Annotated in this window: 28 protein-coding genes; 20 read left to right on the plus strand and 8 right to left on the minus strand. The window is 60.6% G+C overall.

Going from position 1 to position 26,014, the window contains the following annotated elements:
* Positions 1-61: 61 nt before the first annotated feature.
* The 6 genes from AAGW23_RS01560 (at position 62) to AAGW23_RS01585 (ending at position 4,865) form a co-directional block, all read left to right on the plus strand.
* On the plus strand, positions 62-958 hold the full coding sequence (locus AAGW23_RS01560) for an energy transducer TonB (RefSeq protein ID WP_342404592.1): 897 nt from the start codon (positions 62-64) through the stop codon (positions 956-958).
* An 82-nt stretch (positions 959-1,040) separates the two neighbouring features.
* Positions 1,041-1,610, plus strand: a complete 570-nt coding sequence (locus AAGW23_RS01565) for a YqgE/AlgH family protein (RefSeq protein ID WP_342404593.1) — start codon at positions 1,041-1,043, stop codon at positions 1,608-1,610.
* Positions 1,607-2,035 carry a Holliday junction resolvase RuvX gene (gene ruvX, locus AAGW23_RS01570; RefSeq protein WP_342404594.1) on the plus strand — a complete coding sequence of 143 codons (429 nt, stop codon included), beginning with the start codon at positions 1,607-1,609 and terminating at the stop codon, positions 2,033-2,035. Before AAGW23_RS01565 ends, ruvX begins: the two co-directional genes overlap by 4 nt.
* A gap of 19 nt (positions 2,036-2,054) precedes the next feature.
* On the plus strand, positions 2,055-2,567 hold the full coding sequence (gene pyrR / locus AAGW23_RS01575) for a bifunctional pyr operon transcriptional regulator/uracil phosphoribosyltransferase PyrR (protein ID WP_342404595.1): 513 nt from the start codon (positions 2,055-2,057) through the stop codon (positions 2,565-2,567).
* Between the two features lie 10 nt (positions 2,568-2,577).
* Complete coding sequence (locus AAGW23_RS01580; protein WP_342404597.1) at positions 2,578-3,594, plus strand: aspartate carbamoyltransferase catalytic subunit; 1,017 nt, start codon at positions 2,578-2,580, stop codon at positions 3,592-3,594.
* Positions 3,594-4,865, plus strand: a complete 1,272-nt coding sequence (locus AAGW23_RS01585; RefSeq protein WP_342404599.1) for a dihydroorotase — start codon at positions 3,594-3,596, stop codon at positions 4,863-4,865. The genes AAGW23_RS01580 and AAGW23_RS01585 overlap by 1 nt, the downstream gene beginning before the upstream one ends.
* Positions 4,866-4,921: 56 nt before the next feature.
* Here the strand turns inward: AAGW23_RS01585 and AAGW23_RS01590 are convergent, their stop codons facing one another.
* Positions 4,922-5,323 (minus strand): TM2 domain-containing protein, encoded by a 402-nt coding sequence (locus AAGW23_RS01590; protein ID WP_342404600.1) that lies wholly within the window; start codon positions 5,321-5,323, stop codon positions 4,922-4,924.
* A gap of 132 nt (positions 5,324-5,455) precedes the next feature.
* Between AAGW23_RS01590 and AAGW23_RS01595 the strand changes: the two genes are divergently transcribed.
* Positions 5,456-6,667 carry a putative DNA modification/repair radical SAM protein gene (locus tag AAGW23_RS01595; RefSeq protein WP_342404602.1) on the plus strand — a complete coding sequence of 404 codons (1,212 nt, stop codon included), beginning with the start codon at positions 5,456-5,458 and terminating at the stop codon, positions 6,665-6,667.
* Positions 6,664-7,488: a TIGR03915 family putative DNA repair protein gene (locus AAGW23_RS01600; RefSeq protein WP_342404603.1), complete on the plus strand. Its 825-nt coding sequence runs from the start codon at positions 6,664-6,666 to the stop codon at positions 7,486-7,488. The genes AAGW23_RS01595 and AAGW23_RS01600 overlap by 4 nt, the downstream gene beginning before the upstream one ends.
* A 5-nt stretch (positions 7,489-7,493) precedes the next feature.
* On the opposite strand, the gene AAGW23_RS01605 is transcribed toward AAGW23_RS01600, so the two are convergent.
* Positions 7,494-8,639: a PilT/PilU family type 4a pilus ATPase gene (locus AAGW23_RS01605; RefSeq protein WP_342404604.1), complete on the minus strand. Its 1,146-nt coding sequence runs from the start codon at positions 8,637-8,639 to the stop codon at positions 7,494-7,496.
* 76 nt (positions 8,640-8,715) lie between these two features.
* Positions 8,716-9,750, minus strand: a complete 1,035-nt coding sequence (gene pilT, locus AAGW23_RS01610; protein ID WP_021206033.1) for a type IV pilus twitching motility protein PilT — start codon at positions 9,748-9,750, stop codon at positions 8,716-8,718.
* 66 nt (positions 9,751-9,816) lie between these two features.
* Here pilT and AAGW23_RS01615 point away from each other — a divergent pair, with 66 nt between their 5' ends.
* The 10 genes from AAGW23_RS01615 (at position 9,817) to AAGW23_RS01660 (ending at position 18,439) form a co-directional block, all read left to right on the plus strand.
* Positions 9,817-10,530: a YggS family pyridoxal phosphate-dependent enzyme gene (locus AAGW23_RS01615; RefSeq protein ID WP_342404606.1), complete on the plus strand. Its 714-nt coding sequence runs from the start codon at positions 9,817-9,819 to the stop codon at positions 10,528-10,530.
* Positions 10,531-10,543: 13 nt separating this feature from the next.
* Complete coding sequence (gene proC, locus AAGW23_RS01620; protein ID WP_342404607.1) at positions 10,544-11,371, plus strand: pyrroline-5-carboxylate reductase; 828 nt, start codon at positions 10,544-10,546, stop codon at positions 11,369-11,371.
* Between the two features lie 9 nt (positions 11,372-11,380).
* Positions 11,381-11,971, plus strand: a complete 591-nt coding sequence (locus tag AAGW23_RS01625; RefSeq protein WP_342404608.1) for a YggT family protein — start codon at positions 11,381-11,383, stop codon at positions 11,969-11,971.
* A 119-nt stretch (positions 11,972-12,090) separates the two neighbouring features.
* On the plus strand, positions 12,091-14,052 hold the full coding sequence (locus AAGW23_RS01630; protein WP_342404609.1) for a dynamin-like GTPase family protein: 1,962 nt from the start codon (positions 12,091-12,093) through the stop codon (positions 14,050-14,052).
* 81 nt (positions 14,053-14,133) lie between these two features.
* The gene (metX, locus tag AAGW23_RS01635) at positions 14,134-15,273 is read left to right on the plus strand and encodes a homoserine O-succinyltransferase MetX (RefSeq protein WP_342404610.1); all 1,140 of its coding nucleotides are present in this window, start codon (positions 14,134-14,136) and stop codon (positions 15,271-15,273) included.
* A 10-nt stretch (positions 15,274-15,283) separates the two neighbouring features.
* Positions 15,284-15,883 (plus strand): methionine biosynthesis protein MetW, encoded by a 600-nt coding sequence (metW, locus tag AAGW23_RS01640; protein WP_159966896.1) that lies wholly within the window; start codon positions 15,284-15,286, stop codon positions 15,881-15,883.
* Between the two features lie 23 nt (positions 15,884-15,906).
* Positions 15,907-16,329, plus strand: a complete 423-nt coding sequence (locus AAGW23_RS01645) for a DUF4426 domain-containing protein (protein WP_342404611.1) — start codon at positions 15,907-15,909, stop codon at positions 16,327-16,329.
* The gene (gene rdgB, locus AAGW23_RS01650) at positions 16,326-16,922 is read left to right on the plus strand and encodes an RdgB/HAM1 family non-canonical purine NTP pyrophosphatase (RefSeq protein ID WP_342404612.1); all 597 of its coding nucleotides are present in this window, start codon (positions 16,326-16,328) and stop codon (positions 16,920-16,922) included. The genes AAGW23_RS01645 and rdgB overlap by 4 nt, the downstream gene beginning before the upstream one ends.
* Positions 16,919-18,106, plus strand: coding sequence for a radical SAM family heme chaperone HemW (gene hemW / locus AAGW23_RS01655; protein WP_342404613.1), 1,188 nt, complete (start codon positions 16,919-16,921; stop codon positions 18,104-18,106). Before rdgB ends, hemW begins: the two co-directional genes overlap by 4 nt.
* A gap of 9 nt (positions 18,107-18,115) precedes the next feature.
* Positions 18,116-18,439 carry a DUF3392 domain-containing protein gene (locus tag AAGW23_RS01660; RefSeq protein WP_342404614.1) on the plus strand — a complete coding sequence of 108 codons (324 nt, stop codon included), beginning with the start codon at positions 18,116-18,118 and terminating at the stop codon, positions 18,437-18,439.
* A gap of 69 nt (positions 18,440-18,508) precedes the next feature.
* On the opposite strand, the gene AAGW23_RS01665 is transcribed toward AAGW23_RS01660, so the two are convergent.
* The 5 genes from AAGW23_RS01665 to AAGW23_RS01685 form a co-directional block, all read right to left on the minus strand.
* Positions 18,509-19,846: a DUF1329 domain-containing protein gene (locus tag AAGW23_RS01665; protein ID WP_342404615.1), complete on the minus strand. Its 1,338-nt coding sequence runs from the start codon at positions 19,844-19,846 to the stop codon at positions 18,509-18,511.
* 174 nt (positions 19,847-20,020) lie between these two features.
* Complete coding sequence (trmB, locus tag AAGW23_RS01670) at positions 20,021-20,731, minus strand: tRNA (guanosine(46)-N7)-methyltransferase TrmB (protein WP_102836652.1); 711 nt, start codon at positions 20,729-20,731, stop codon at positions 20,021-20,023.
* Positions 20,732-20,803: 72 nt separating this feature from the next.
* The gene (locus tag AAGW23_RS01675; RefSeq protein ID WP_342404616.1) at positions 20,804-21,598 is read right to left on the minus strand and encodes a thiazole synthase; all 795 of its coding nucleotides are present in this window, start codon (positions 21,596-21,598) and stop codon (positions 20,804-20,806) included.
* An 83-nt stretch (positions 21,599-21,681) separates the two neighbouring features.
* Positions 21,682-21,882, minus strand: a complete 201-nt coding sequence (gene thiS / locus AAGW23_RS01680) for a sulfur carrier protein ThiS (protein WP_342404617.1) — start codon at positions 21,880-21,882, stop codon at positions 21,682-21,684.
* A 105-nt stretch (positions 21,883-21,987) separates the two neighbouring features.
* Positions 21,988-22,362, minus strand: coding sequence for a DUF423 domain-containing protein (locus tag AAGW23_RS01685; RefSeq protein WP_342404619.1), 375 nt, complete (start codon positions 22,360-22,362; stop codon positions 21,988-21,990).
* 71 nt (positions 22,363-22,433) lie between these two features.
* Here AAGW23_RS01685 and mtgA point away from each other — a divergent pair, with 71 nt between their 5' ends.
* Both mtgA and AAGW23_RS01695 read left to right on the plus strand, forming a co-directional pair.
* The gene (mtgA, locus tag AAGW23_RS01690; protein ID WP_342404620.1) at positions 22,434-23,144 is read left to right on the plus strand and encodes a monofunctional biosynthetic peptidoglycan transglycosylase; all 711 of its coding nucleotides are present in this window, start codon (positions 22,434-22,436) and stop codon (positions 23,142-23,144) included.
* Between the two features lie 225 nt (positions 23,145-23,369).
* On the plus strand, positions 23,370-25,922 hold the full coding sequence (locus AAGW23_RS01695; protein WP_342404622.1) for a hybrid sensor histidine kinase/response regulator: 2,553 nt from the start codon (positions 23,370-23,372) through the stop codon (positions 25,920-25,922).
* The last annotated feature ends 92 nt before the right edge of the window (positions 25,923-26,014 follow it).

Consider the following 26,014-nt stretch of genomic DNA (forward strand, 5'->3'; position numbering starts at 1 on the left):
TTCATAGACTTTTACAGTCACGCTGGGCAGACTGCGCGCACTTCAAGCCGACTGAAATGCGATGAACGCCGCTACACGCCAACCTTCTCTTGCCCCTACCGGCGTCCGTCCGGCAGACCGTCTCGGCTTTACGATATTTCTCGCAGCCGCGCTTCATGGCGCCCTGATCCTAGGGCTCGGCTTCACGCTCTCAGAACCAAAGCAGACCAGCAAATCGCTGGAAATCACGCTGTCCACGTTTAAGAGCGAAAACAAGCCAAAGGAAGCGGATTTTCTGGCTCAGGACAATCAGCAAGGCAGCGGCACGCTGGAGCATAAGGCCTCGCCAAAAACAACTGAGCAAGCGCCGTTTCAAGACACCCAGGTACGCAAGGTCTCGCCCGCTTCGTCGCCCCCGCCAAGCAACCCTAGCGAGGCGCCCAAGACAGCCGTAGCGACGCGCTCCCCGCAACCTGAAAAGACACCGGCCAAGCCACAGAAGAACAAGCCGCAGCCGCAGGCGCAACCGGCGCCCGTCTATGACAGTTCGCAGCTCAGCGCGGAAATCGCCAGCCTTGAAGCCGAACTCGCCCAGCAGGTCGAGCAATATGCCAAGCGGCCTCGTGTCAGCCGCCAGAACAGCGCAGCGACCATGCGCGACATCAGCGCCTGGTACCGCGACGAATGGCGCAAGAAAGTCGAGCGCATCGGCAACCTTAACTATCCCGATGAGGCGCGCCGCCAACGCATCTACGGGAGTCTGCGGATGTTGGTGGTTGTTGACCGAAACGGCGCGGTACAGGAGCTCCGAGTACTCGAATCCTCAGGCCAGCCGATGCTAGACGAGGCCGCCATGCGCATCGTCAGACTTGCGGCACCCTTTGCGCCTTTTTCCGGTGAACTGGCGCAGAACTACGACCAGGTCGAAATCATCAGAACCTGGCGCTTCGAGCGTGGCGACCGCTTGTCAAGCCGCTGACAAGAGACGTGCGCGCCGCGTCGGCTACAGCATTTGGTGCGGCCGCTTCACGGCCCAGGCCGCAACGCTTAAGCTAGCACCCATGAACGCGACCTCGCCCAGCTACCTCAAGCATCACTTTCTAATCGCCATGCCACACATGGCGGATCCTAATTTCGCCCAGACTTTGATCTATCTGGTTGAGCACAACCGGGACGGCGCGATGGGGCTAATTGTCAACCGCCCGAGCGGATTGAACCTGGCGGACGTACTTGAGCAGCTCCGCCCGGATCAGCCAGGAATTGCCAGCAGCCAGCACCTGACGATCTTTTCGGGCGGCCCGGTACAGACCGATAGAGGCTTCGTGCTGCATCCGGCTGATGCGCAATTCCAGGCAACACTCGATCTGGGCCCGCTCGGTGTGACAACTTCCCAGGACGTGCTCTTCGCCATCGCCGACGGCTACGGCCCGAAACAACAATTTATTGCCCTCGGTTATGCGGGCTGGGAAGCCGGCCAACTGGAAGCGGAGCTAGCGGACAACGCCTGGTTGAGCTGCCCGGCGCAGCCTGAGATCCTTTTCGACCTGCCCTATGATCAGCGTTTGACGGCCGCTGCCGCATCGCTGGGTATCGATCTCAGGCTGCTCAGCAACCAAGTCGGCCACGCATGAACAAACTGCGGCTACTGCTCGGCTTCGACTACGGCACCAAGCAGATCGGCGTCGCCGTCGGCCAGGCGGTGACCGGTCAGGCGCGTGAACTCTGCGTGCTCAAGGCGCAGAACGGTGTACCTGACTGGTCACAGATCGAAGCGCTGCTGCGTGAGTGGCAACCGGATGCGCTGGTGGTCGGCCTGCCGCTGAATATGGACGGCAGTGCCAGCGAGATGAGCGCTCGTGCAGAAAAATTCGCGCGCCGCCTCAACGGTCGCTTCAACCTGCCAGTGCACACCCATGACGAGCGCCTCACGACATACGAAGCCAAAGGCGAACGCCTGCGTGGCGGTCAGAGCGGCGGTTACCGTGAACGCCCCGTCGATGCCCTGGCAGCGGCTCTTTTACTAGAAGGCTGGCTTAGTGCCCAGCAAACCGCCTGAAGCGGTCCCAGGAGAAATCATGACCCTGCCCAACCCCGACCAGTTGCTCCCGGTAATGGCTGTAACGCTGGATCAGCACCTTAAGAGCCGGAGCATAAGCGAGCCGCGCTTCATCGGCATCCGCACAGGCGGCGTCTGGGTCGCCCAGGCGCTGCTTGAACAACGGGCCAAGAACGAAGCACTGGGAATCCTGGACGTCTCGTTCTACCGCGACGACTTTACCCAGAACGGCCTGCATCCCCAGGTACGCCCCTCGGAGCTGCCATTTGAAATCGAAGGGCAGCACCTGATCCTAGTCGATGATGTGCTCATGAGCGGCCGCACCATTCGTGCTGCGCTGAACGAGCTGTTCGACTACGGCCGGCCAGCCAGCGTCACCCTGGTGTGCCTGCTGGACCTCAATGCCCGCGAGCTGCCGATCAGGCCGGACGTGGTTGGCGCAACACTCTCGCTGGCGCCTGACCAACGGGTAAAGCTGCTTGGCCCAAGCCCGCTTACGCTCGAACTCCAGACCCTCGCCTCCGCCAATTGAGACCCTCGCGATGACGCCTACCGACGCCAAGCGCCCGCTACAGCTGAACGATAATGGTCAGTTGCGCCATTTCCTCTCGCTGGATGGCCTGCCCCGTGCCCTGCTAACGGAAATCCTCGACACTGCCGATTCGTTCCTCGAGGTCGGCGCCAGAGCGGTAAAAAAGGTTCCGCTGTTGCGCGGCAAAACCGTGTGCAACGTGTTCTTCGAAAATTCGACGCGAACGCGCACCACCTTCGAGCTGGCGGCCAAGCGATTGTCGGCTGACGTCATCACCCTGAACGTCTCGACCTCCTCAACCAGCAAGGGCGAAACACTTACCGACACGCTGCGCAATCTCGAAGCGATGGCCGCCGACATGTTCGTTGTTCGCCACGCTGATTCGGGCGCCGCGCATTTCATCGCTGAACATGTCTGCCCGGATGTGGCGGTCATCAATGGCGGCGACGGGCGTCATGCGCATCCGACCCAAGGCATGCTCGACATGCTCACCATTCGCCGACACAAGGGCGACTTCGAAAAACTCTCAGTAGCCATCGTCGGCGACATCCTGCACTCGCGCGTAGCGCGCTCCAATATGCTCGCGCTCAAAACACTGGGCTGTCCCGATATTCGTGTCATCGGCCCGAAGACGCTGCTACCCGTTGGCCTGGAGCAGTACGGCGTGAACGTCTACCACGACATGAACGAAGGCCTGCGCGATGTCGATGTAGTGATCATGCTGCGCCTGCAACGCGAACGCATGCAGGGCGGGCTGCTGCCTAGCGAAGGCGAGTTCTATCGCCTGTATGGCCTGACCACCCAGCGCATGGCGCTGGCCAAACCAGACGCTATCGTCATGCATCCCGGCCCGATCAACCGCGGCGTCGAGATCGAATCGGCGGTGGCCGATGGTGCCCAGTCGGTCATCCTCAACCAGGTTACCTATGGCATCGCGATTCGTATGGCGGTGCTGTCCATGGCGATGAGCGGGCAGACCGCACAACGGCAACTCGAACAGGAATACGCGGCCGAGGAGCGGAACTGATGCCTACCCATATCCTCGGTGCTCGCCTGATCGACCCGGCCAATGGACGCGACGAAATCACTGATATTTACTGTCAGGACGGCAAAATCATCGCTCTCGGCCAGGCACCATCTGGATTCAGCGCAGCAAAGACCATTGATGCACGGGGCTTGATTGCTGCACCCGGCCTGGTCGACCTATCGGTGGCACTGCGCGAACCGGGCTTTAGCCGCAAAGGCAACATCGCCAGCGAAACGCTTGCGGCAACCGCTGGCGGTATCACCAGCCTGTGCTGCCCACCTCAGACCAAGCCGGTACTGGATACCGCAGCAGTTGCCGAACTGATCCTTGACCGCGCCCGGGAGTCCGGCCATGCCAAGGTCTTCCCTATCGGCGCACTGACGCGCAACCTGGCGGGCGAGCAACTGTCGGAACTGGTCGCCCTACGAGACGCAGGCTGCGTTGCCTTCGGCAACGGCCTGACCAACTTCACCAGCAACCGCAACCTGGGCCGAGCGTTGGAATACGCGGCAACATTCGACCTCACCGTTATCATTCACTCTCAGGACAGCGACCTGTCCGAGGGCGGCCTGGCCCATGAAGGCCCGGCCGCGGCCTTTCTCGGCCTGGCCGGGATACCCGAAACGGCGGAAACCATCGCCCTGGCGCGTAATCTGCTGCTGGTGGAACAAGCCGGTGTGCGCGCGCACTTCAGCCAACTCACGACGGCCCGCGGCGCCCAGATGATTGCCGATGCGCAAGCTCGTGGCCTGCCGATCACCGCCGACGTGGCGATGTATCAGCTGATCCTCACCGACGAAGCGCTGCACGGCTTCTCCAGTCTCTACCATGTGCAGCCGCCGCTGCGCAGTGCTGGCGACCGTGAAGGCCTTCGCCAAGCGGTGCGGAGCGGCGTCATCTCGGTGATCTCAAGCCATCATCAACCGCATGAAGCGGATGCCAAGCAGGCCCCGTTCGGCGAGACCGAGGCGGGCATCAGTAGCGCCGAGATTCTCCTGCCTCTCGCCTTGACTCTGGTTGAAGACGGCCTGCTGGACTTGTCGACCTTGCTGGCTCGCCTGAGCAGCGGCCCGGCCGCGGCGCTGAAGCTGCCGGCCGGCCAGCTATCGATTGGCGGAGCCGCGGATTTGGTTCTTTTCGACCCGAGCAGCTCGACCCTGGCCGGCGAGCGCTGGCACTCGAAAGGCCGGAATTGCCCGTTCATCGGGCATTGCCTGCCCGGGGCCGTGCGCTACACCTTGGTTGACGGCCGAGTCGCCTTCCAAGGCTAGGCCGCTTGCCAGCCGTTCGCAGCTGAGCAGGGCTGCGAACGGTCAGCGTCTAATCATCAAGCAATACGTTTTTCCATGTTCTGCATCGACACCTGGCTGTTCAGCGTCCAGAAGTCATAAAGGATGCCGACGAAAAACAGCCCACCCGTGCAAAGATAGATCAGCCCGGTGATCCATTTGCCCTGGTACATCCGGTGCACGCCGAATACACCTAGAAAGGTCAGCAGAATCCAGGCGACGGTATAGTCGATCGGGCCAGGTTGGAAACGCATGTCCGCTTCACGATCCATTGACGGAATCAGGAACAGGTCGATGATCCAACCGACAAAAAATAATCCGAGCGTGAAGAACCAGATAGTGCCGGTGATCGGCTTGCCATAGTAAAAGCGGTGCGAGCCTAGAAAGCCGAAAATCCACAAAAGATAGCCGATCAGGGTGCTATGGGTGTTTTGACGCATCTGAGCCTCGCAGTCCGGTTTAGGTATTGCGTGAGCTTATCCGATTCCCACTCATTTGCAGCGCCTGCCGAGCGGACACCACGCAGGAGATTCGCCATGATACTGTATATCTAACCAGCATCATGGTGATCTATGCAGTTGATCGAGAAGCTCGGCGTCCTGGCCGACGCCGCCAAATACGATGTGTCCTGTGCCAGCAGCGGCGCACCTAAACGTAGCTCAAAAGGCCGCAGCGGACTTGGCGCCACGGATGGCATGGGCATTTGTCACAGCTTCACGCCGGACGGGCGCTGCGTCGCGCTGCTGAAGATTCTGCTGACCAATTTTTGCCTGTACGACTGCCAGTACTGCGTCAACCGGCGCTCCAGCGATGTTCCGCGGGCACGTTTCACGCCAGAAGAAGTGGTATCGCTGACATTGGACTTCTATCGCCGCAATTGCATCAGCGGCCTGTTTCTCAGCTCCGGGATCATTCGCTCGGCGGACTACACCATGGAGCAGCTCAACCGTGTGGCCAGGCTGTTACGCGAAGAGCACGAGTTTCGCGGCTACATTCATCTGAAAACGATTCCAGATGCCGACCCGCAGCTTATTGCTGAGGCGGGCCGCTACGCTGACCGCCTCAGCGTCAATATCGAACTGCCGACTGAGGCCAGTCTGATTCGTCTGGCGCCGGAAAAACAGGTGGTGACCATCAAGCAGGCGATGCACGCCATTCATGAAGGCGAGATTGAAGCGAAAGCAGAACAGAGCGCACCACGCTTCGCCCCGGCAGGTCAGAGTACGCAAATGATCGTCGGGGCTGACGCCACCGATGACAGCACCATTCTGCACACCGCCCAATCACTTTATGGCGACTTCAGACTGCGGCGCGTCTATTACTCCGCCTTCAGTCCCATACCGCACAGCCCCAAGACCGTGCCGTTCGAAGCCCCCCCGCTGCTGCGCGAGCATCGCCTGTACCAAGCGGACTTCCTGATGCGCGGCTATGGCTTCAAGGCCAGCGAGCTACTAGCGGGTCCAGGCAACCTGCCGCTGGACATTGATCCGAAGCTGGCCTGGGCGCTGTCCAATCGTGAGCACTTTCCAGTTGACCTCAATAGCGCCGAACCGACGCTGATCGCGCGCGTTCCCGGTATCGGCATCCTTAGCGCCAAACGGCTGGTCGCCCTGCGCCGACAGAAGCGCATCCGCTTTGAAGACCTGACACGGCTTCGCTGCTCGCTTGAAAAGGCTAAACCCTTTGTCATCACACAAGACTACCGACCAAGCCTTGCCTATCGAGAGTCGTCCAGCCTGCGCCAGCAGCTTAGCGAAGGCCCCGTTCAGATGGGCTTGTGGTGATGCAAGTACGGTTTGATGGAAGCTTCGATGACTGGCGCGACAGGGCCCGTGAACTGCTCCAAAGCGGCGTCGCGCCGCATCAAGTCGAGTGGCTCGGCAAGGGCGAGCTAGGAGGCTTGTTCGATGAGCCAGAAACGACAGGACCAGTCGATGCCGGATCGTCGGTGCGCGTTCCGCGACAACTGATCGATGAGCTCGAAAGTGCTGCCCGCTTTCGTACGGCCGATCGGTGGAGCTTGCTGTACCGCGTGCTCTGGCGGGTCGCGAAAGGCGATCAAACAGCCAGGCTGGTCGGCGATATCGATGGAACTGAACTGCACGCACGGATCAAGGGCGTGCGCCGTGAAGCGCACCACATGCATGCCTTTTTGCGCTTCAGCCCGGTAGGTTGCGGCGAGTTGCCGAACTATGCCGCCTGGTTCGAGCCGGCCCATGATGTTCTGGTAAGTGCAGCACCACACTTTGCAGAACGGATGGGGCTGAATTCCTGGCTGATCGCGACGCCAATCGATGCGGTGCTTTGGGATGGAATGGTCATGCACTATGCCGACCGGTGCCCGCCCGCCTGGCGGCGGCTTGCGCAAAACGCGCAGGATCCAGGGGCGGAATTGTGGAAGACCTATTACGAAAGCACTTTCAACCCAGCGCGGCTGAACCGCAACGTCATGCAAAGCAACCTGCCGGTTCGATTCTGGAAAAACCTGCCTGAGGGCGCCCTAATTCCCCAATTGATGAGCCAAGCTCGCGCCGGAGCACAGCGTGACGGTCAGGCCGAGCGCGTAGCCAACCAGCCAGGCAAGCGAATCGGCCGGCCTGGCTAGCCCTATCAGCGGAAGCTGCGCCCCTTATCGTCGTCGCTGACCTCCAGCGTCAGGCCCTGTGAAACGCTGGTGAGGTGCTCACCGTCGGTTTCCGAACCCAGCTTGATCATCAGGCGCAGATCGTTGGAGGAATCGGCATGCGCCAAGGCGTCTTCGTAGGTGATCTCGCCCTGGACATAGAGGTTGTATAGCGCCTGATCGAAGGTCTGCATACCAAGGTCGGTGGAGCGTTTCATCAGCGACTTGAGCTCGTGGACCTCGCCTTTGCGGATCAGATCAGCCGCCAGCGGCGTGTTGATCAGCACCTCGATCACCGCACGGCGGCCCTTGCCATCGGGCGTGGGGATCAGTTGCTGGGCAACGATAGCTTTGAGGTTCAGCGACAGGTCCATCCAGACCTGCTGCTGACGGTCGGCGGGGAAGAAGTTGATAATTCGATCCAGCGCCTGGTTGGCGTTGTTGGCGTGCAGGGTCGCCAAACACAGATGCCCGGTTTCAGCGAAGGCCACCGCGTAGTCCATGGTCTCGCGGGTCCGCACTTCACCGATCAGGATTACATCCGGCGCCTGACGCAGGGTGTTTTTCAGCGCAACATCGAAGGAATCCGTATCGATCCCCACTTCACGCTGGGTGACGATGCAGCTCTGGTGCTGGTGAATAAACTCGATCGGATCTTCGATGGAGATGATATGGCCGCTGGAATTCTTGTTGCGGTAGCCGATCATAGCGGCCAACGAGGTCGATTTGCCGGTACCGGTCGCACCGACGAACAGCACCAGGCCGCGCTTGGTCATCGCGAGCTTTTTCAACACCTCAGGAAGCTTCAAGTCTTCCAGCGTGGGGATGTTGGTCTCGATTCGCCGCAACACCATGCCAGCGAGATTGCGCTGATAGAAGGCACTGACCCGAAAACGGCCAATACCGCGCGCGCTGATGGCGAAGTTGCATTCGTGGTTTTCGGTGAACTCCCGACGCTGCTGTTCATTCATCACCGCGTGCACCGTCTCGCGGGTCATCTCCGGTGACATCGGCGTTTTATTGACTGGGAGGATCTTGCCGTTGACCTTCATCGACGGCGGCACGCCAGCTGTAATGAACAGGTCGGAACCGCCTTTTTCCACCATCAGGCGCAACAGTTTCTCGAATTCCATCGTCGTTCTCGTCGTCCGGCCTAGCCGCGCTATAGCAATGCGAAGAAGCCCGGCTAAGCGCCAAGCCCAATAGGTTTTAGAAGTTTTCCGGCTGCTTGGCTTTTTCCTTGGCGCTGTCGCGTGAGATCAGCCCCTTGGCCAGCAAGCCTTTAAGACAGGCATCGAGGGTCTGCATACCCAGCGAGCCGCCGGTCTGGATCGACGAATACATCTGCGCCACCTTGTCTTCACGGATCAGATTGCGGATCGCTGGGGTGCCAATCATGATTTCGTGCGCCGCCACCCGACCGCCGCCAACCTTTTTTAGCAGAGTTTGGGAAATCACGGCCTGCAGGGATTCGGACAACATCGAGCGGACCATGGACTTTTCTTCAGCCGGGAACACGTCGACTACCCGGTCGATGGTCTTGGCCGCCGAGGTGGTGTGCAGGGTGCCGAATACCAGGTGGCCTGTTTCCGCTGCAGTCAACGCGAGGCGAATGGTTTCCAGGTCGCGCATCTCGCCGACCAGAATGATGTCCGGGTCTTCACGCAGTGCCGAACGCAGCGCTTCGGAGAAGCCGAGCGTGTCACGATGCACTTCACGCTGGTTGACCAGGCACTTCTTCGACTCGTGAACGAATTCGATCGGGTCCTCGATGGTAAGGATGTGGTGGTACTTGGTGTTGTTCAGGTAATCGAGCATCGCCGCCAGGGTGGTCGACTTGCCCGAACCGGTCGGCCCGGTGACCAGCACCAGCCCGCGCGGTACGTCGGTGATCTTGCGGAAGACTTCGCCCATGCCGAGGTCTTCCATGGTCAGCACCTTGGACGGAATGGTCCGGAATACTGCACCAGCACCGCGATTCTGGTTGAAGGCGTTGACCCGGAAGCGAGCCACGCCAGGCACCTCGAACGAGAAGTCGGTCTCGAGAAACTCCTCGAAATCCTTGCGCTGCTTGTCGTTCATGATGTCGTAGATCAGCGCGTGCACCTGCTTGTGGTCCATCGCGGGGAGATTGATCCGGCGCACATCGCCGTCGACGCGGATCATCGGCGGCAAGCCGGAAGACAGGTGCAAATCCGACGCACCCTGCTTGGCACTAAAGGCCAGCAGCTCTGTGATATCCATGGGACTCCCCAATTACAAGCAAGCAGGTAGAATGCCGCGCAGACCCTAAGGTGGCAGGCGCAGGTAATGTCCACGATAGCGACGAATATTGCAAAGGTCGGAACGCGCATCCGTGAGGCGGCGCAAGCTGCAGGGCGAGATCCTGACGGGGTGTTCCTGCTCGCAGTGAGCAAGACCCAACCGGCCGAGGCCATCCGTGAGGCCAGCGAAGCGGGCCTGCACGATTTCGGTGAAAACTACCTGCAGGAAGCACTGGAGAAACAGGCCGAACTCGCCGACCTGCCCCTGGTTTGGCATTTCATCGGTCCCATCCAATCGAACAAGACCAAGCTGATCGCTGAGCACTTCGACTGGGTGCACTCGGTTGACCGTTTGAAAATCGCCCAACGTCTTTCGGATCAGAGGCCCGACCACCTTCCGCCTTTGAACCTCTGCCTTCAGGTCAACGTCAGCGGTGAAGCCAGCAAGTCCGGCTGCGAGCCACAAGAGGCTCAGGAGCTGGCCCGGACCATCGCAGCCTTACCTCGCCTGCGCCTGCGCGGCCTGATGACGATACCCGAACCGACTGACGATCCAGCCGAGCAGCGCGCAGCGTTCGCCCGCCTGCGCCAACTGCAGTCCGAACTGCAGCTGGATTTGGACACGCTTTCCATGGGCATGAGCCAGGACCTCGAGGCAGCGATTGCCGAAGGCGCCACCTGGGTTCGCATAGGCACTGCCCTGTTCGGCGCCCGTGCCTACCCTCCACAGGCGGCGGCAGACGCTTCATCGCATGATTAACAAGGAATCCCACATGAGCACTCCCCGTATCGCCTTCATCGGCGGCGGCAACATGGCCGCAAGCCTGATCGGCGGCCTACGCGCACAAGGCCTCCCGGCCTCCGCGATTTGCGCCAGTGATCCCGGCGCCGACAAACGCAGCGAACTTGAAGCCGCCCATGGCATTGAGGCATTTGCCGACAATGCCCAGGCTGTTACAGGCGCAGACGTACTGGTACTAGCAGTCAAACCGCAGGTCATGCAAGCGGTCTGCCGCGACCTGGCTGCACACCTGCAAGCGAATCAGCTGGTCGTCTCGATTGCCGCGGGCATCGATTGCGCCAGCCTGCAGGCGTGGCTGGGTGACACGGCGCCACGGGCGATCGTTCGCTGCATGCCAAACACCCCCTCCTTGCTGCGTCAGGGCGTGAGCGGGCTGTTCGCCAACGATCAGGTAACCGATACGCAAAAGCAGCAAGCCGAACAGCTGTTGTCGGCGGTTGGCCTGGCGCTCTGGCTGGACAAGGAGTCGCTGATCGATGCAGTGACCGCCGTGTCGGGCAGCGGCCCGGCGTATTTCTTCCTGATGATCGAAGCGATGACCGCCGCGGGTGAGCGAATGGGCTTGCCACGCAATACAGCTGCACAACTGACCATGCACACCGCCCTGGGGGCCGCGCGGATGGCCTGCGAAAGCGATGTTGGAGCCGCCGAATTGCGACGTCGTGTCACCTCGCCGAACGGAACCACCGAAGCGGCGATCAAAGCCTTCCAAGCGGGCGGCTTCGAAAGCCTGGTTGAGCAAGCGATGACTGCAGCCGCACAACGCTCGGCCGAACTCGCTGAACAATTGGGCAACTAAGGAGCCTTCATGTCGCAACTCTCGCAAGCCCTGATCCTGATCGTCCAGACGCTTGGCAGCCTGTACCTGCTGATCGTCTTGCTGCGTTTCATCCTGCAGCTGGTCCGCGCAGACTTCTACAACCCGCTAAGCCAGTTCATCGTCCGCGCCACGCACCCGCTGCTCAAGCCGCTGCGCCGTGTCATCCCCAGTATCGGCGGACTGGACCTGTCATCGCTGGTACTGGCGATCATCGTCCAGATCCTACTGATGGCCGCTATCCTGATGATTGCGTTCGGCACCATCGGAAACCCTGTGCAGCTCTTGGTCTGGGCCGTCATTGGCGTGACCGGACTGTTCATCAACATCTTCTTCTACGCGCTCATCATCAGCGTGATCCTGTCCTGGGTCGCACCTGGCAGTCACAACCCGGGCGCCCAACTGGTCAGCCAGATCTGCGAACCGGCATTGGCGCCCTTTCGCCGTCTGCTGCCAAGCATGGGCGGGTTGGACATTTCGCCGATATTCGCGTTTCTGGCGATCAAACTGATCGACATGCTGGTCATCAATAACCTGGCAATGATGACCCACATGCCCAACATCCTGCGCTCGCTGATCTGAGTCTGAAACCGCCCCAAGCCTTGTGCAGGCTTTGGGCGGTGGTTCACAAAAGGCTCGATTGACCCGCACCGGGTGGCAGGGATAATCGCCTCCTACGCCTTTCAGGATGCACCACGACCATGGAACGACTCGACCGGCAGGTGGATGCCTATGTCTCCTGGAAACGCGACCTTATCCGCGAAATAACCCGTTACCGCAGCTGGCTGGCGCACAACCGGCTGAACTCGGAGGTGGTTGAAGCCCGCCTGGACCGTTCGCTGAAACTGCTGCGCACCGACCATATAACCCTCGCGTTTGTCGGCGAGTATTCCCGCGGCAAGACGGAGCTGATCAACAGCCTGTTCTTCTCGGAGTATGGCCAGCGCATCCTGCCGTCGCGTGCCGGCCGCACCACCATGTGCCCGACCGAGCTGTTCTTCGATCCCCGCGCGGAACGTTCTTACATGCGCCTGTTGCCGATCGAATCCCGCCTTGAAGACACCAGCATCGCCCAGCTCAAGCGCGCCCCACGCTTGTGGACGAACATTGCGCTGGATCCCGCGAATCCTGACGCCATGGTCGAAGCGTTCGGCCAGGTAGCTTCCGCGAAATCCATGCCCGCCGAGCAGGCTATCCAGCTGGGCTTCCACCCCGATGTGCTGGAAGCGTCCGAAGTTAACGGTGAAGTCTTGGTGCCGGCTTGGCGACACGCCATGGTCAGCTTCGACCATCCGCTACTGCGCCAAGGCCTGCGCATCCTCGATACACCCGGCCTCAACGCGCTCGGCAGCGAGCCGGAGTTGACGCTGTCGATGCTGCCTAACGCCCACGCGGTAATTTTCCTGCTGTCGGCCGATGCCGGCGTGACGGCCAGCGACATGGGTATCTGGCAACAGCACATTCGCCAGCTCAACGACGGTGGACGAAACCGTCTGTTTGCCGTGTTGAACAAGATCGATGTTCTGTGGGACGACGTCTCCGGTGAGACCTTCGTCAATGAGGCGATTCAACGGATGCAGGCCGCTACGGCGCAACAGTTGGGCATCGCAGTGGAGGATGTGCTTCCCCTCTCAGCCAAGCAGGCCCTGCTGGCCAAGATTCGCGGCGATCAAAGTCTGCTCGAGCGCAGTCAACTGGTTGCACTGGAACATCTGCTCAGCGAGCGCATCCTTGCTCAGAAGGAGCATCTGCTGGAACAACAGGTGGTGCGCCAGGTGCTCGCCTTGCTGCAAAACAGCCAGCATATCCTGACCCAGCGGCTGGCCAAGGTTCGCGAGCAATGCCAACTGCTCGATAGTCATCGCCAGGACAGCGGCCAGATGCTCCTCGAGCTGACAGCCCGAACCCGCCATGACCATAACCAGCACCACAAGCGCCTGCTTCAGCTGAAAACCAACCAGCGACTACTGCAACGCCAGGGCGAGCTTCTGCGTTCGACGGTGCGCCCGGAACGGCTTGAGGAACACCTCTCTCGCCTGCGCCGCAGCCTGACCGGCAGCCTGACCACTCTGGGAATCAACCTCAGCATCGTGCATTTTTTCCGCTCCGTAGAGCAGGATATCGCTGCGCTTGAGCACGAGGCGGCATTGGCCAACAAGATGGTCTCGGCCATCTACAGGCGCCATAACGAAGAGAACCCGCTGCACGGCGTGGACGCCCCGCTGTTCCGTCTGACGCAATACCAGAAAGAACTCAAAGACCTGCAAAGCAAGGCCGACCAGTTCCGCCTGCAACTCAAGACGCTGCTCACCGAGCAGCGCACCTTGACCCGTCGCTTCTTCGCCACCCTTGTTCAAGAGGTGGTCGCCATGCATCAGCGCTTGCGCCAGGAAGCCGAGCATTGGGCCAACGAAGCGCTGCTACCGCTGATGCAGCATTCGCTGGAGCACAAGCAGCAACTAGAAGCCCATATGCTGCGCCTCAAGGGCCTGGCGCAAGATACCCAGCAAAGCAGCCAACGTGGCCGCGCGCTCGCGCGGTACAACCTTGAGCTGGAGCAACAACTGGCCCAGGCGGGTGAAATGCTGAGAGTGCTGCGAAAACCTGCACCGATTCGCCGCCAAGGCAAGGTCGTCAGCCTCACCAGCGCCAACTTAGGCTGATACCGGCGGTGCGATTGAGGATGAATTGAGGCGCGCTAACCTTTAGACTTTGCCGCCTTCTTCCAGTACGAGCCAGGGTCGATGCCCACAGCTATCCCAACCGATTCCGTTGGTCTGGTGAGTCCGAAGGTCGCGCATTTCGCCGAGCCGCTGGCACTCGCCTGTGGCCGCACGCTGAACGATTACCAGCTGATCTACGAAGCCTATGGCGAGCTCAACGCCTCGTGCAGCAATGCCGTGCTCATCTGCCACGCGCTGTCAGGCCATCACCACGCGGCCGGTTACCATGACGCAGAAGACCGCAAGCCGGGTTGGTGGGACAGCTGCATCGGTCCGGGCAAAGCCATCGATACCAACCGCTTTTTTGTGGTCAGCCTGAACAACCTCGGCGGCTGCAATGGCTCGACGGGCCCCAGCAGCATCAATCCCGCCACGGGCAAACCTTATGGGGCCGATTTCCCGGTTGTTACGGTGGAGGACTGGGTCAACAGCCAGGCCCGCCTGGCTGACATGCTCGGCATTGAGCAGTGGGCTGCAGTAGTCGGAGGCAGCCTCGGTGGCATGCAGGCCATGCAGTGGACCATGAGTCACCCGGAGCGCGTGCGTCATTGCGTGGCAATCGCCTCGGCACCCAAGCTGTCAGCGCAGAACATTGCGTTCAATGAGGTCGCGCGTCAGGCCATCCTCTCCGATCCCGAGTTTCATGGCGGGCACTTTCAAGAAAAGGGCGTGATCCCCAAGCGGGGACTGATGCTGGCACGCATGGTCGGCCACATCACGTATCTGTCCGACGACGCCATGGGTACCAAATTTGGTCGTGGGCTCAAGAGCGAGAAGCTCAACTACGATTTCAACAGCGTCGAGTTTCAGGTCGAAAGCTATCTTCGCTATCAGGGCGAAGAGTTCTCCGGCCGCTTCGATGCCAATACCTATCTGCTGATGACCAAGGCGCTGGATTATTTCGACCCGGCCGCAGCCTACGAAAATGACCTGGCCAAGGCACTGTCGACGGCGAAGGCGGACTTTTGCGTGATTTCGTTTACCACCGACTGGCGCTTCTCGCCTGAGCGCTCACATGAAATCGTCGACGCGCTGATGGCGGCGCGCAAAAACGTCTGTTACCTGGAGATCGACGCCCCTCAGGGCCACGACGCCTTTCTGATTCCGATCCCCCGTTATCTACAGGCCTTTCGCGGTTACATGAACCGCATCGCCGTATAAAGGAACCCCTATGCGCGCCGACCTGGACATCATCCAAGACTGGATCCCGGCAGGGAGCCGCGTGCTCGACCTGGGCTGCGGTAACGGTGACCTGCTGGCCTGGCTTCGGGACAACAAGCAGGTCAGCGGCTACGGCCTGGAAATCGACCCCGACAACATCGCTGCCTGCGTCGAGAAAGGCGTCAACGTCATCGAGCAAGACCTCGACAAGGGCCTCGGCAACTTCGCCAGTGACAGCTTCGACATGGTTGTCATGACCCAGGCACTGCAAGCGGTCCACTACCCCGACAAGCTGCTCAAGGAGATGCTAAGGGTCGGCCGCGAATGCATCATCACCTTTCCCAACTTCGGTCACTGGCGTTGCCGCTGGTACCTGGCCAGCAAAGGCCGCATGCCGGTGTCGGATTTTCTGCCCTACACCTGGTACAACACGCCGAACATTCACTTCTGCACCTTCGAGGACTTCGAAAGGCTGTCCCACGAACTCGGCGCACGGGTGCTTGAGCGCCTGGCCGTGGATCGCCATCACAAGCACGGCATGGCGAGCCGCTTGTGGCCTAATCTGATTGGTGAAATCGGTATCTATCGTGTCACCGGAGCCGTCCGCTGACCGCTCATTGCTGGAGATAACCCATGAAATCTAGCTTGATATGCCTGCTCGCCCTGCTCTTCGCTCTGCCCGCCGTGGCCGAGCGCAAACACAGCGTCGGCGAATACGATGTGCATTACATCGCCTTCAATTCCGGCTTCCTTCAGCCTGACATCGCCGCCGCTGCTGGCCTCGTTCGCAGCAAGACTCAAGGTGTGGTCAACATATCGGTGCTCAAGTCCGGCAAACCAACCGCAGCGCAGGTCAGCGGTACGGTGAAGAACCTGCTCGGCCAGGATTACCCATTGAATTTCAAGCAATTAAAGGAAGGCGAGCAAGCCATCTACTACCTGGCTCAATTTCCCTTTGACTCGCAAGAAACCCTGCGCTTCAACCTGGACGTACAGCCTGCCGACGCCCCGGCGATCAACTTCGACTTCAGCCAAGAATTCTTCCCGGACGAATGATGCTCTTCAACGAACTGGTGCTGGCCAGCCACAACGCCGGCAAGCTAAAGGAACTGCAAGCCATGCTGGGCGACGCCGTACGCGTACGTTCGATTGGCGAATTCAGCGACATCGAACCGGAGGAAACCGGGCTTTCCTTTATCGAGAACGCCATCCTCAAGGCACGCAATGCAGCGCGTATATCCGGCTTGCCTGCGCTGGCCGACGACTCGGGGCTGGCGGTTGATCACCTGGGTGGTGCGCCGGGCATCTACTCGGCGCGCTACGCGGGCGGCCAGGGCGACGCGGCGAACAATGCCAAACTGCTCGACGCCCTGAAGGACGTGCCGGACGCCGAGCGCGGCGCTCAGTTCGTCTGCGCGCTGGCGTTACTGCGGCATCCCGACGATCCGCTGCCGATTCTCTGCGAAGGACTCTGGCACGGTCGTATTCTGCACAGCGCCCAAGGGGAGCATGGCTTCGGTTACGATCCCCTGTTCTGGGTGCCGGAACGCGACTGCTCGAGCGCTGAGCTGGCACCAAAAGACAAGAACCAGCTCAGTCACCGCGCCCGAGCCATGGCCCAGCTCAAGCAGCGGCTGGGGATCGCATGACCGCGGTAGCCACCGGCGACGCTCCCGAGCCACCTGCGGTAGCGCGCCTGGAGTTGCCGCCCCTGGCGGCTTACGTCCACATCCCCTGGTGCGTGCGCAAATGCCCGTACTGTGACTTCAACTCCCATGCTGCCGGCGTTTCGCTGCCCGAGGACGCTTATGTCAACGCGCTGCTGGCGGACCTGGAAGCCGATCTGGAGCAGATCCAGAGCCGCCGGCTGACTTCTATCTTTTTCGGCGGCGGCACGCCGAGCCTGTTCTCCGCCAGCGCGTTGGAACGAATCCTTGAAGGCATGCGGCAGCGGGTCGGGTTTGCCGAGGACATCGAGATCACCCTGGAAGCCAACCCTGGCACGTTCGAACAGGCAAAATTCCGCGACTACCGCAGCCTCGGTATCAACCGCTTGTCGATCGGCGTGCAGAGCTTCCAGCCTGCAAAGCTGAAGGCCCTAGGTCGTATCCATGATGGCGACGAGGCGATCCGATCTGCTGATATGGCGCGCGCGGCGGGCTTCGGCAACTTCAATCTGGACCTGATGCATGGCCTGCCTGAGCAGAGCCTGGAGGATGCGCTGAGCGACCTGCGCATTGCCATCGCCCAGCAGCCAACGCACCTGTCCTGGTACCAGCTTACGGTCGAGCCGAACACCGAGTTCTGGAACAAGCCGCCCCACTTGCCGGAAGACGAAACGCTCTGGGACATCCAGGAAGCCGGACAGGCGCTGCTCGCCGAACACGGCTATCGCCAGTATGAAACCTCGGCTTATGCGCAACCGGGTCGGCAAGCGCGGCACAACCTCAATTACTGGACCTTCGGCGACTTCCTCGGCCTCGGTGCGGGTGCCCATGGCAAGTGGACCGCAGCGGACGGCGAGATCTACCGACACTGGAAGACCCGCCTGCCAAAAGACTACCTCGACCCGGACAAACGCTTCCGTGCGGGCCACAAGCGACTCTCGCAGGACGAATTACCGTTCGAGTTCCTGATGAACGTGCTGCGCCTCACCGACGGCGGGCCTTCATTGATGTTCACTCAGCGCACCGGCCTCTCGTTGGACTTGCTAGCCACCGGACGACGCGACGCTGAAGCGCGCGGCCTGCTGGATCCTGACCCGCAGCGGCTGGTGGCTACCGCCAAAGGCCAGCTTTTTCTCAACGACCTGTTGCAACTTTTCCTGCCCTAAGGACCCTGCATGGATCTCATACTGGACCTCATCGCCACCTTGTCGCGCTGGAGCCGCCACCACCTCTTCGATATCTCCCTGGCGATCATGGCCACGCTGTTCGTCCTGTTCGGCCCAGCATTGAACGCGTGGGTGCAGAAAAACATCGGCGGCCTCAACTTCGTCCTTCGGACGCTGGCGTTCGTGGTCTTCTGCGCGTTGGTCTACGGTCTGGGCATCATCTATCTAAGCCCCTGGCTGGCCAAGGGATTGGCGCAGTTCAACAACTACACCCTGGCGCCGGTGCTACTGCTCGTGCTGTTCATCATCGGCGTGGTCGCCGACCGCAACTGATCAAGCACACCCGCCGGCAATCCAAACGTAAAAAGCCGCCATTAGGCGGCTTTTTTTGCTGGCAACCTGTCAGTTGCCACCGCGACGCAGCGCTGCCGGCGAGAAGTCACGCGGACCAAGCCTGGCGCCGAAGTCATACATCGGCTCGTTGTTATCCAACCCATCGACGAAGTAGTTGCCCTCTTTGAGGTGGTATAGCGTTTCGACCGTGCTGTTGAACATCGGAACCTCGTAATAACTGATCGGATGGCTTTCCTGCAGGCCAATCAGTTCCCCCTGTTCGTCGTACAGGTCGACTGCCAGGATCGACCAGCTGTCCTCATCGACATAGAACCGGCGCTTGCTATAGGGGTGGCTGTAGCCCTTGCGCAGGGTGGCGTCGACGACCCAGACCCGATGCAACTCATAGCGCAGCAGTTCCGGGTTCAAGGTATGCGGACCGACGATGCTGTCGTAGGGAATGCCCTGCTGGTGGACCGCGTAGCTGTTGTACGGCACCAGCATTTCGCGCTTGGCGACCAACTGCCATTCATAGCGATCCGGTGCGCCGTTGAAGGAATCCACCACATCCGCAGTCGCCAGCCCACTGGTGTCAGGCTGCAACGAGTCGTAGGCAAGCGACGGCAAGCGGCGCACTCGGCGATCAGCAGGGCTGTAGCGCCAGGCCTTGCGTACCGCCAGGACCTGATCGAGCGGATCCTGAACCACCAGAGCAGTCCCGGAGAGTTTGGCTGGCGCGGTCACACGGTATTTGTAGTACAGCGAAGTATTGTCCAGGTCGGCCTGGGTCATGCCTTCACGGTTGTAGACGTAGTAGATCTCGCGATCACGCTTGATATAGGTCGGGCTGCCGTTGATGACGACAGCCTGATTGTTGACGAAGTGAGTCTGGTCGCCCTTGTAGTGCAAGACATGGTTCCAGATCACTTCCATTCCGTCCTGCGGGATGGGAAACGGAATGCCCGCAAAGGCGCCCTTGATCCCATTACCGTTGGCGATCAACTCGGCGTTGACCGCGTTCAGCCGTGTGGCGTCATAAATGCGCTGCGGGTTGCTAGCACTGCGACGTGTCGGAAATACCCGCAGGTGGAAGTCCGGATACCGCTCGACCAGCGCCCGCAGCCCCTCTGGCAGCAGGGCAGCGTATTGCTCGACGTTGCTCTGATCCACTTGGTAGAGCACCGGGTCCGCCGCATAAGGGTCCAGGTGGTGCATGCCCACTTCGTAGCCTGCCGGTGGCTGCACGCCCTCCGTCCAGGCCGGAATGGTGCCAGCGGCGTTGCCAGCGCGCTCGGCACCTAGCGGGGTCAGATCCTGGCCCAGGCGCACGGCCTGCATGTCGTCGACCTTGGCTTGAGCCTGGCTGGCGCAAACCGCCAGCAGCAGAATTCCGAATTTTCTGTACATCTGTTTGCTCCTTGCAGCGCGGCTGGCGCGGCAGATGACGGCTCTGACCCGCAGGCAGAGCGCTCGTTGAGGCGTTGGGAATCGTGCCTTCCTGGCATTTTTCGTTATTGGATCGTCCCTGGGCCGCTGGGTCGCGGCTCTGCCGGATGTAACGGTGATACGTACTTCAACGGGTCAGTCGATGCGCTCAAACTTGAGGTCCCAGACGCCGTGGCCGAGTCGCTCACCGCGACGCTCGAACTTGGTGGTTGGGCGCTCCGAGGGGCGCTCGATGTAGCTGCCACTCGTAGCCTGGTTACGATAACCAGGCGCAACGCTCATCACCTCAAGCATGTGCTCCGCATAGGCTTCCCAGTCGGTCGCCATGTGCAACACACCGCCGACCTTGAGTTTCTGCCGCACCAGTTCGGCAAATGCCGGCTGGACGATGCGCCGCTTGTGGTGGCGGCTTTTGTGCCAGGGATCGGGGAAAAACAGCAAGACCCGGTCCAGGCTGGCATCGGGGACGCATTCACGCAGCACTTCGAGCGCATCGCAACTGTAGATGCGTACGTTGTTCAGATTTTGTGACAGAAGTCCGCTTAGTAGCGCCCCAACGCCCGGCGAGTGCACTTCAACCGCAATGAAGTCCTGCTCAGGAGCCGCCGCGGCCATTTCCAGGGTGGAGTGGCCCATGCCAAAGCCGATCTCGAACGTACGCGGTGCCTGTCGCCCGAAGACCTCATCGAAATCTCGCAGGCCGTCCGCCAGCTCCAGACCGAACCGGGGCCAGCCCTGATCCAGACCACGCTGCTGCCCTTCGGTCATGCGACCTGCACGCATCACGAAGCTCTTGATGGTGCGCATGCGCCGTTGGCCCTCGGCTGGGGTTGGAATGTCACTCATGAACGAACCTACAGTTAAAAAGGCTGGTCGCGTGATCGAGCGATCACGCGACCAGAAACAGGAAAGGGAGAACTAGCGAATCAGGCCTTCCAGCGGCGAGGAGGCGCTGGCATAAAGCTTCTTCGGCATGCGGCCGGCCAAGTAGGCCAGACGACCGGCATCAATCGCGTACTTCATGGCTTCTGCCATCAGCACCGGATTCTGCGCATGGGCAATGGCGCTGTTCATGAGTACGGCTTCGCAGCCGAGCTCCATGGCGATGGTCGCGTCGGATGCCGTGCCTACCCCGGCGTCAACCAGAACCGGAACCTTGGCCTCTTCAAGAATGATGCGCAGGTTGTAGGGGTTGCAGATACCCAACCCAGTACCAATCAGACCAGCCAGGGGCATGACCGCGATGCAACCCATCTCGGCCAGCTGACGGGCGATGATCGGGTCGTCGCTGGTGTAGACCATGACGTCGAAACCATCGTTGACCAGCACTTCCGCGGCCTTGAGGGTTTCAATCACGTTGGGGAACAGAGTCTTCTGATCCGCCAGTACTTCCAGCTTGACCAGCTTGTGCCCATCGAGCAGTTCACGGGCCAGGCGGCAGGTGCGCACGGCCTCTTCGGCGTCATAGCAGCCAGCAGTGTTCGGCAGGATCGTGTAGCGGTCCGGCGAGATCACATCCAGCAGATTGGGCTCGCCTGGGTTCTGGCCGATGTTGGTACGGCGCACCGCAACGGTGACGATCTGCGCACCGGAAGCTTCGATGGCGGCTCGGGTCTCGTCGAGATCTTTGTATTTACCGGTGCCTACCAGCAGGCGCGACTGATAGGTGCGGCCCGCAAGCGTGAAGGGTTTGTCGTGCGGAACTGGGCTCATGCGACCATCCTGTACAGATCAAAAGAAGCGTGAATTACGCCGCTGCACGGGCGACGTCCGGGAATATCGACGCGGCGGGCTCGTCAGCCGCCGCCAATCGCATGTACGACTTCAATCTGGTCGCCCTCGACCAGCGTCGTCGCGGCATGTTGGCTACGCGGCACGATCTCGCGATTGAGCTCGACCGCCAGTCTGCGCCCAGTCAGCCCCAGGCGCTGCAGCAGATCGGCCACCGACTGACCGTCAGGGAGCTCGTAGCGCTCGCCGTTCAACTGGATGTGCATAGTGATCGCCACCATTGCAAAAGGGCCAGCATTCTAGCCCGATCGACTCGGTCCACCAAGGCAGCCGCAACCACCATTCATTTCGGCCGCATGCATGCGAGCCGATCAGACGCGCAAGTTCCAGGCGGCCACCATCAAACAGATCCAGCCGGCCAGAAACGCCGTGCCACCGATGGGTGTGATGATTCCAAGCTTGCCGACGCCCGTCAGAGTCAGTAGATAGAGACTGCCGGAAAACAGCAGAATACCCAGCGTAAACAAGCCTCCTGCGGCGACCAGCAGTCGGCTAGGCGCATGCAGCGCCAGCAAGGCGATGCCGAATAACGCCAGCGCGTGGATCAGTTGGTAGTGCACGCCAGTCTGAAACACGGCGAGGTAGTCAGCAGTCAGGCGACTTTTCAATCCGTGGGCCGCGAAGGCGCCAAGCGCGACGCCAGTCAAGCCGAAGAGTCCAGCGAGCATAAGAAACGGGCGAATCATTCGGGGGCCTTCCGGTCAGGGACTGTATGCACCGTTATAATGCCCGTTCTCCCCGGTTGCGACCACGCCCCATGCTTCGAGCCCTGCTACGCCGACTCATCAAACTGCTGCTATGGCTGACGGCTCTGTCCGTATTGCTGGTGCTGGTGCTGCGGTGGGTGCCGCCGCCCTTCACTGCGCTGATGGTTGAACGCAAGATCGAATCCTGGACCAGCGGTGAAAGCATTGACCTGCAACGCAACTGGCGGCCCTGGAAAGAACTGCCGGACGACTTGAAGATGTCGGTCATCGCAGCCGAAGACCAGAAATTCGCCGACCACTGGGGCTTCGATATCGCTGCGATTCGCGCCGCATTCGAGCACAACGAACGTGGCGGCTCGCTCCGTGGCGCCAGCACCCTGAGCCAGCAAGTCGCGAAAAACCTGTTTCTTTGGTCCGGGCGCAGCTGGCTGCGCAAGGGACTGGAAGTCTGGTTCACCGGCTGGATAGAACTGCTGTGGCCGAAACAGCGGATCCTGGAGGTCTATCTGAACAGCGTCGAATGGGGCAAGGGGATATTCGGTGCCGAAGCCGCCGCACAGCATCATTTCGGCATCGGCGCACCCTACCTGTCTGCCAGTCAGGCCAGCCAGCTGGCCGCTGTACTGCCCAACCCTCGCGAGTGGAATGCCGGTCGACCCGGTCCGCATGTGCGCAGTCGCGCCGCCTGGATCCGAAAGCAGGTGAGGCAATTGGGCGGCAGCGGATACCTGAACAAACTATCAGCGAGCAAGTCACGCTGAAGGCAACCCGAAACATACCGTGACGGGCCAGCTTTAGAGCCCGTCCAACGACCAAGGTAACAGCCGGAGCGCTCTGTCGGAGCGTTATGGCAGTACGCCATCCCAGCGAGTAAGCTGCGATGAACATATGGGGTGAATGCCGGGCTACGCCCCGCATGTGAGGAAGGTCGCCGAACCGGGCGACGTCACCTTCTCGCCATTCGTCACTCACGCACGGCAGATAGCATGAGCGAAACAAGTGCACCGTTCAGCAAGGTGCGGCAATTCTTTCACTGGCGTAACAGCATCGCCTGGCTCGTCCTCGGGTTGGCGCTGTTGGTACAGCTGGCCCTTCTCAATCATCTGCAGATGAAAGAGGAGCGGGCCGCGCTCAAGCAGTTTGACCTGCTGGTAAACACCACCATTGAAGCCATTCATAAACGCATGACGGACCACGAGCAGATCCTGCTCGGGGCAGCTGGGCTGCTTGATGCTTCTGGAGAGGTATCGCGCGCGCAGTGGCGTGAATACAACGAGCGCCTGCACCTGGGTGAGCGCTACCCGGGCATTCAGGGGGTCGGTTTTGCCAAGGCCCTGCGGCCGTCTGATCTCGAAAGCCATGTGCTGAGCGTCCGGGCTGAAGGCTATGCCGACTACGAGGTCTACCCGCAAGGAACGGACCGCTCGCTATATACCCCCATCGTCTTCCTCGAACCTTTCCGCGATCGCAACCTGGCCGCTTTCGGCTTTGACATGTTCTCCGAGCCGGTTCGCCGGCAGGCCATGCTCAGCGCTGCTGAAACCGGAAGAACCCAGATCACAGGGAAAGTCACGTTACGCCAGGAGACTCACGGCAAGGTACAGGCAGGCATCCTTATGTATGTACCGCTCTACCATCCTGATGAGCCGTTAACGTCGGTGACCCAGCGCCTGCAAGCGTTAATGGGCTTCGTCTACAGCCCCTACCGGCTGGACGACCTGATGCGAGGAATTCTCGGCGCCGCCAATCCCAACCTAAGCTTGCACATATACGCAGGCGATACCGAGCAAGCCGAGCAGCTGATCTTTGTCAGTCAAGATGCTCCTGATGTCGGGCAAGCCCAATACAGCAAGGTGGTGCAGTTGAATCTCTATGGCCAGACATGGACGCTGCGCCTGGAGAGTCGTCCGGCCTTCGAGGAGTTTTTCCATACCAACAAAGGACTGATAACGGGTCTCGGGACCGGCCTGAGCGCGTTGCTGTTCCTGCTGACGTTTTCGCTGCTGCTCAGACGCCGCCGTGCTGAGGCGCTGGCCCAGCAGATGACCGAAGACATCCGGGAAAACAAACGCGCTCTTCAGCTCAGCGAAGAACGTCTCAGCCTTGCCCTCAAAGGCAGTAATGACGGGCTGTGGGACATGAACCTAGAAGCGGGAACCTTCTATGCATCGCCTCGCGCCTGGCACATGCTCGGCTACCGTCCCGGCGAGTTGAGTTCGGATCTCAAGCTCTGGGAGCGACTCATCGTAGCCGAGGATCTGCCTCAGGAACGGACCCAACTGGCCAAGACCATGCTATCGGCGGTCGATCACTTCACCACCGAGCTACGTCTGCAGCACAAAAGCGGCAAGATCACGCCGGTGCTGATCCGCGGCTACATCCAGCGCGACCGCGACGGCCAGCCGCTGCGGATCAGCGGCACCAGCATGGACTTGACCGAGCACAAGCGCATCGAGCAAATGAAAGACGAGTTCGTCTCAACGGTAAGCCACGAGCTGCGCACCCCTCTGACATCCATCAGCGGCGCCTTGGGCCTGATCACTGGCGGCGCCCTGGGCGACACACCGCCTGCCATCCAGCAGATGCTGGAGATCGCGCACCGCAACAGCCTGCGGCTGGGTTACCTGATCAACGACCTGTTGGACATGGAAAAAATCACCGCAGGCAAGATGACCTTCGATATGCGCGAGCACTCGCTGAGCCAATTGCTGGACGAGGCACTGATCAGCAACCAGGCCTTCGCTGCACATTTTGGGGTGAGCTGCATGCTGTGTGACCCGATCAATGTGCAGGTATGGGTCGACGGGTTACGCCTGCAGCAAGTACTGACCAACTTCCTTTCGAACGCGATCAAATACACCCCGGAAGGTGGGCAGGTCACTCTGCATTGCAGCCAGCCTGATCCCACCCATGTTCGCATCAGCGTGACCGATCAGGGGCCGGGCATCCCGGCAAGCTTCCAGACGCGGGTATTTGAAAAATTTGCGCAGGCGGATGCCTCCGACAGCCGCCAGAAGGGCGGCACTGGCCTGGGCCTCGCCATTACCAAGGAATTCATCGAGCGGATGGGCGGCCGTGTCGGCTTTGATACAGCCGAGGGCCAAGGCACAACGTTCTGGTGCGAGTTGCCAATCCTCGAGTCGGCCACCTTGGCACCAGACCAAGGCCAGCCTCGCTTGCTGGTGATCGAAGACGAACCGGACACCGGCCGGTTGCTGCTGCTGATGCTGCGCGATGCCGGTTATGCGGTTGACCGCGTACAGAGCCTGCACGCGGCACGAGACAAGCTGGCCAGCACCCGCTACGAGGCAATGACGCTCGATTTACATTTGCCTGACGGCAGCGGACGCGAGCTGATTGACGAAGTGCGTCGCAACCCTGACACGCGTGATCTGCCGATTATCGTGATATCGGCGGCCAGCCATTTCGAGCAGAATGCCAAAGATACGGGGATCACCTGGCTACACAAACCCATCAGCGCGGCCCAATTATTGATTGCCCTTACCGACAGTCTGGAGAGTTCCAGGCACTGCCGCTGATGCCAGCGATAATCCGGATGTGCCCCCTTCCTTTGGGTCGACTATAAAAAAAGGCGCTGCAGTTGCAGCGCCTTTGGGCTCGGGATGAAGAT

This window comes from Stutzerimonas chloritidismutans, assembly GCF_038562055.1.
GTDB lineage: Bacteria > Pseudomonadota > Gammaproteobacteria > Pseudomonadales > Pseudomonadaceae > Stutzerimonas > Stutzerimonas chloritidismutans_A.

Bases quoted from the DNA above. Each gene is read 5' to 3' on its own strand.
- AAGW23_RS01580 (WP_342404597.1), top strand. From the start codon at position 2,578: ATGACGCCTACCGACGCCAAGCGCCCGCTACAGCTGAACGATAATGGT.
- AAGW23_RS01685 (WP_342404619.1), bottom strand. From the start codon at position 22,362: ATGATTCGCCCGTTTCTTATGCTCGCTGGACTCTTCGGCTTGACTGGC.
- AAGW23_RS01665 (WP_342404615.1), bottom strand. From the start codon at position 19,846: ATGTACAGAAAATTCGGAATTCTGCTGCTGGCGGTTTGCGCCAGCCAG.
- AAGW23_RS01605 (WP_342404604.1), bottom strand. From the start codon at position 8,639: ATGGAATTCGAGAAACTGTTGCGCCTGATGGTGGAAAAAGGCGGTTCC.
- AAGW23_RS01675 (WP_342404616.1), bottom strand. From the start codon at position 21,598: ATGAGCCCAGTTCCGCACGACAAACCCTTCACGCTTGCGGGCCGCACC.
- AAGW23_RS01615 (WP_342404606.1), top strand. From the start codon at position 9,817: ATGTCCACGATAGCGACGAATATTGCAAAGGTCGGAACGCGCATCCGT.
- AAGW23_RS01585 (WP_342404599.1), top strand. From the start codon at position 3,594: ATGCCTACCCATATCCTCGGTGCTCGCCTGATCGACCCGGCCAATGGA.
- rdgB (WP_342404612.1), top strand. From the start codon at position 16,326: ATGATGCTCTTCAACGAACTGGTGCTGGCCAGCCACAACGCCGGCAAG.
- AAGW23_RS01625 (WP_342404608.1), top strand. From the start codon at position 11,381: ATGTCGCAACTCTCGCAAGCCCTGATCCTGATCGTCCAGACGCTTGGC.
- AAGW23_RS01645 (WP_342404611.1), top strand. From the start codon at position 15,907: ATGAAATCTAGCTTGATATGCCTGCTCGCCCTGCTCTTCGCTCTGCCC.
- AAGW23_RS01560 (WP_342404592.1), top strand. From the start codon at position 62: ATGAACGCCGCTACACGCCAACCTTCTCTTGCCCCTACCGGCGTCCGT.
- trmB (WP_102836652.1), bottom strand. From the start codon at position 20,731: ATGAGTGACATTCCAACCCCAGCCGAGGGCCAACGGCGCATGCGCACC.
- ruvX (WP_342404594.1), top strand. From the start codon at position 1,607: ATGAACAAACTGCGGCTACTGCTCGGCTTCGACTACGGCACCAAGCAG.
- pilT (WP_021206033.1), bottom strand. From the start codon at position 9,750: ATGGATATCACAGAGCTGCTGGCCTTTAGTGCCAAGCAGGGTGCGTCG.
- metX (WP_342404610.1), top strand. From the start codon at position 14,134: ATGCCCACAGCTATCCCAACCGATTCCGTTGGTCTGGTGAGTCCGAAG.
- AAGW23_RS01630 (WP_342404609.1), top strand. From the start codon at position 12,091: ATGGAACGACTCGACCGGCAGGTGGATGCCTATGTCTCCTGGAAACGC.
- AAGW23_RS01695 (WP_342404622.1), top strand. From the start codon at position 23,370: ATGAGCGAAACAAGTGCACCGTTCAGCAAGGTGCGGCAATTCTTTCAC.
- proC (WP_342404607.1), top strand. From the start codon at position 10,544: ATGAGCACTCCCCGTATCGCCTTCATCGGCGGCGGCAACATGGCCGCA.
- AAGW23_RS01565 (WP_342404593.1), top strand. From the start codon at position 1,041: ATGAACGCGACCTCGCCCAGCTACCTCAAGCATCACTTTCTAATCGCC.
- thiS (WP_342404617.1), bottom strand. From the start codon at position 21,882: ATGCACATCCAGTTGAACGGCGAGCGCTACGAGCTCCCTGACGGTCAG.
- metW (WP_159966896.1), top strand. From the start codon at position 15,284: ATGCGCGCCGACCTGGACATCATCCAAGACTGGATCCCGGCAGGGAGC.
- AAGW23_RS01595 (WP_342404602.1), top strand. From the start codon at position 5,456: ATGCAGTTGATCGAGAAGCTCGGCGTCCTGGCCGACGCCGCCAAATAC.
- mtgA (WP_342404620.1), top strand. From the start codon at position 22,434: ATGCTTCGAGCCCTGCTACGCCGACTCATCAAACTGCTGCTATGGCTG.
- pyrR (WP_342404595.1), top strand. From the start codon at position 2,055: ATGACCCTGCCCAACCCCGACCAGTTGCTCCCGGTAATGGCTGTAACG.
- AAGW23_RS01660 (WP_342404614.1), top strand. From the start codon at position 18,116: ATGGATCTCATACTGGACCTCATCGCCACCTTGTCGCGCTGGAGCCGC.
- AAGW23_RS01590 (WP_342404600.1), bottom strand. From the start codon at position 5,323: ATGCGTCAAAACACCCATAGCACCCTGATCGGCTATCTTTTGTGGATT.
- hemW (WP_342404613.1), top strand. From the start codon at position 16,919: ATGACCGCGGTAGCCACCGGCGACGCTCCCGAGCCACCTGCGGTAGCG.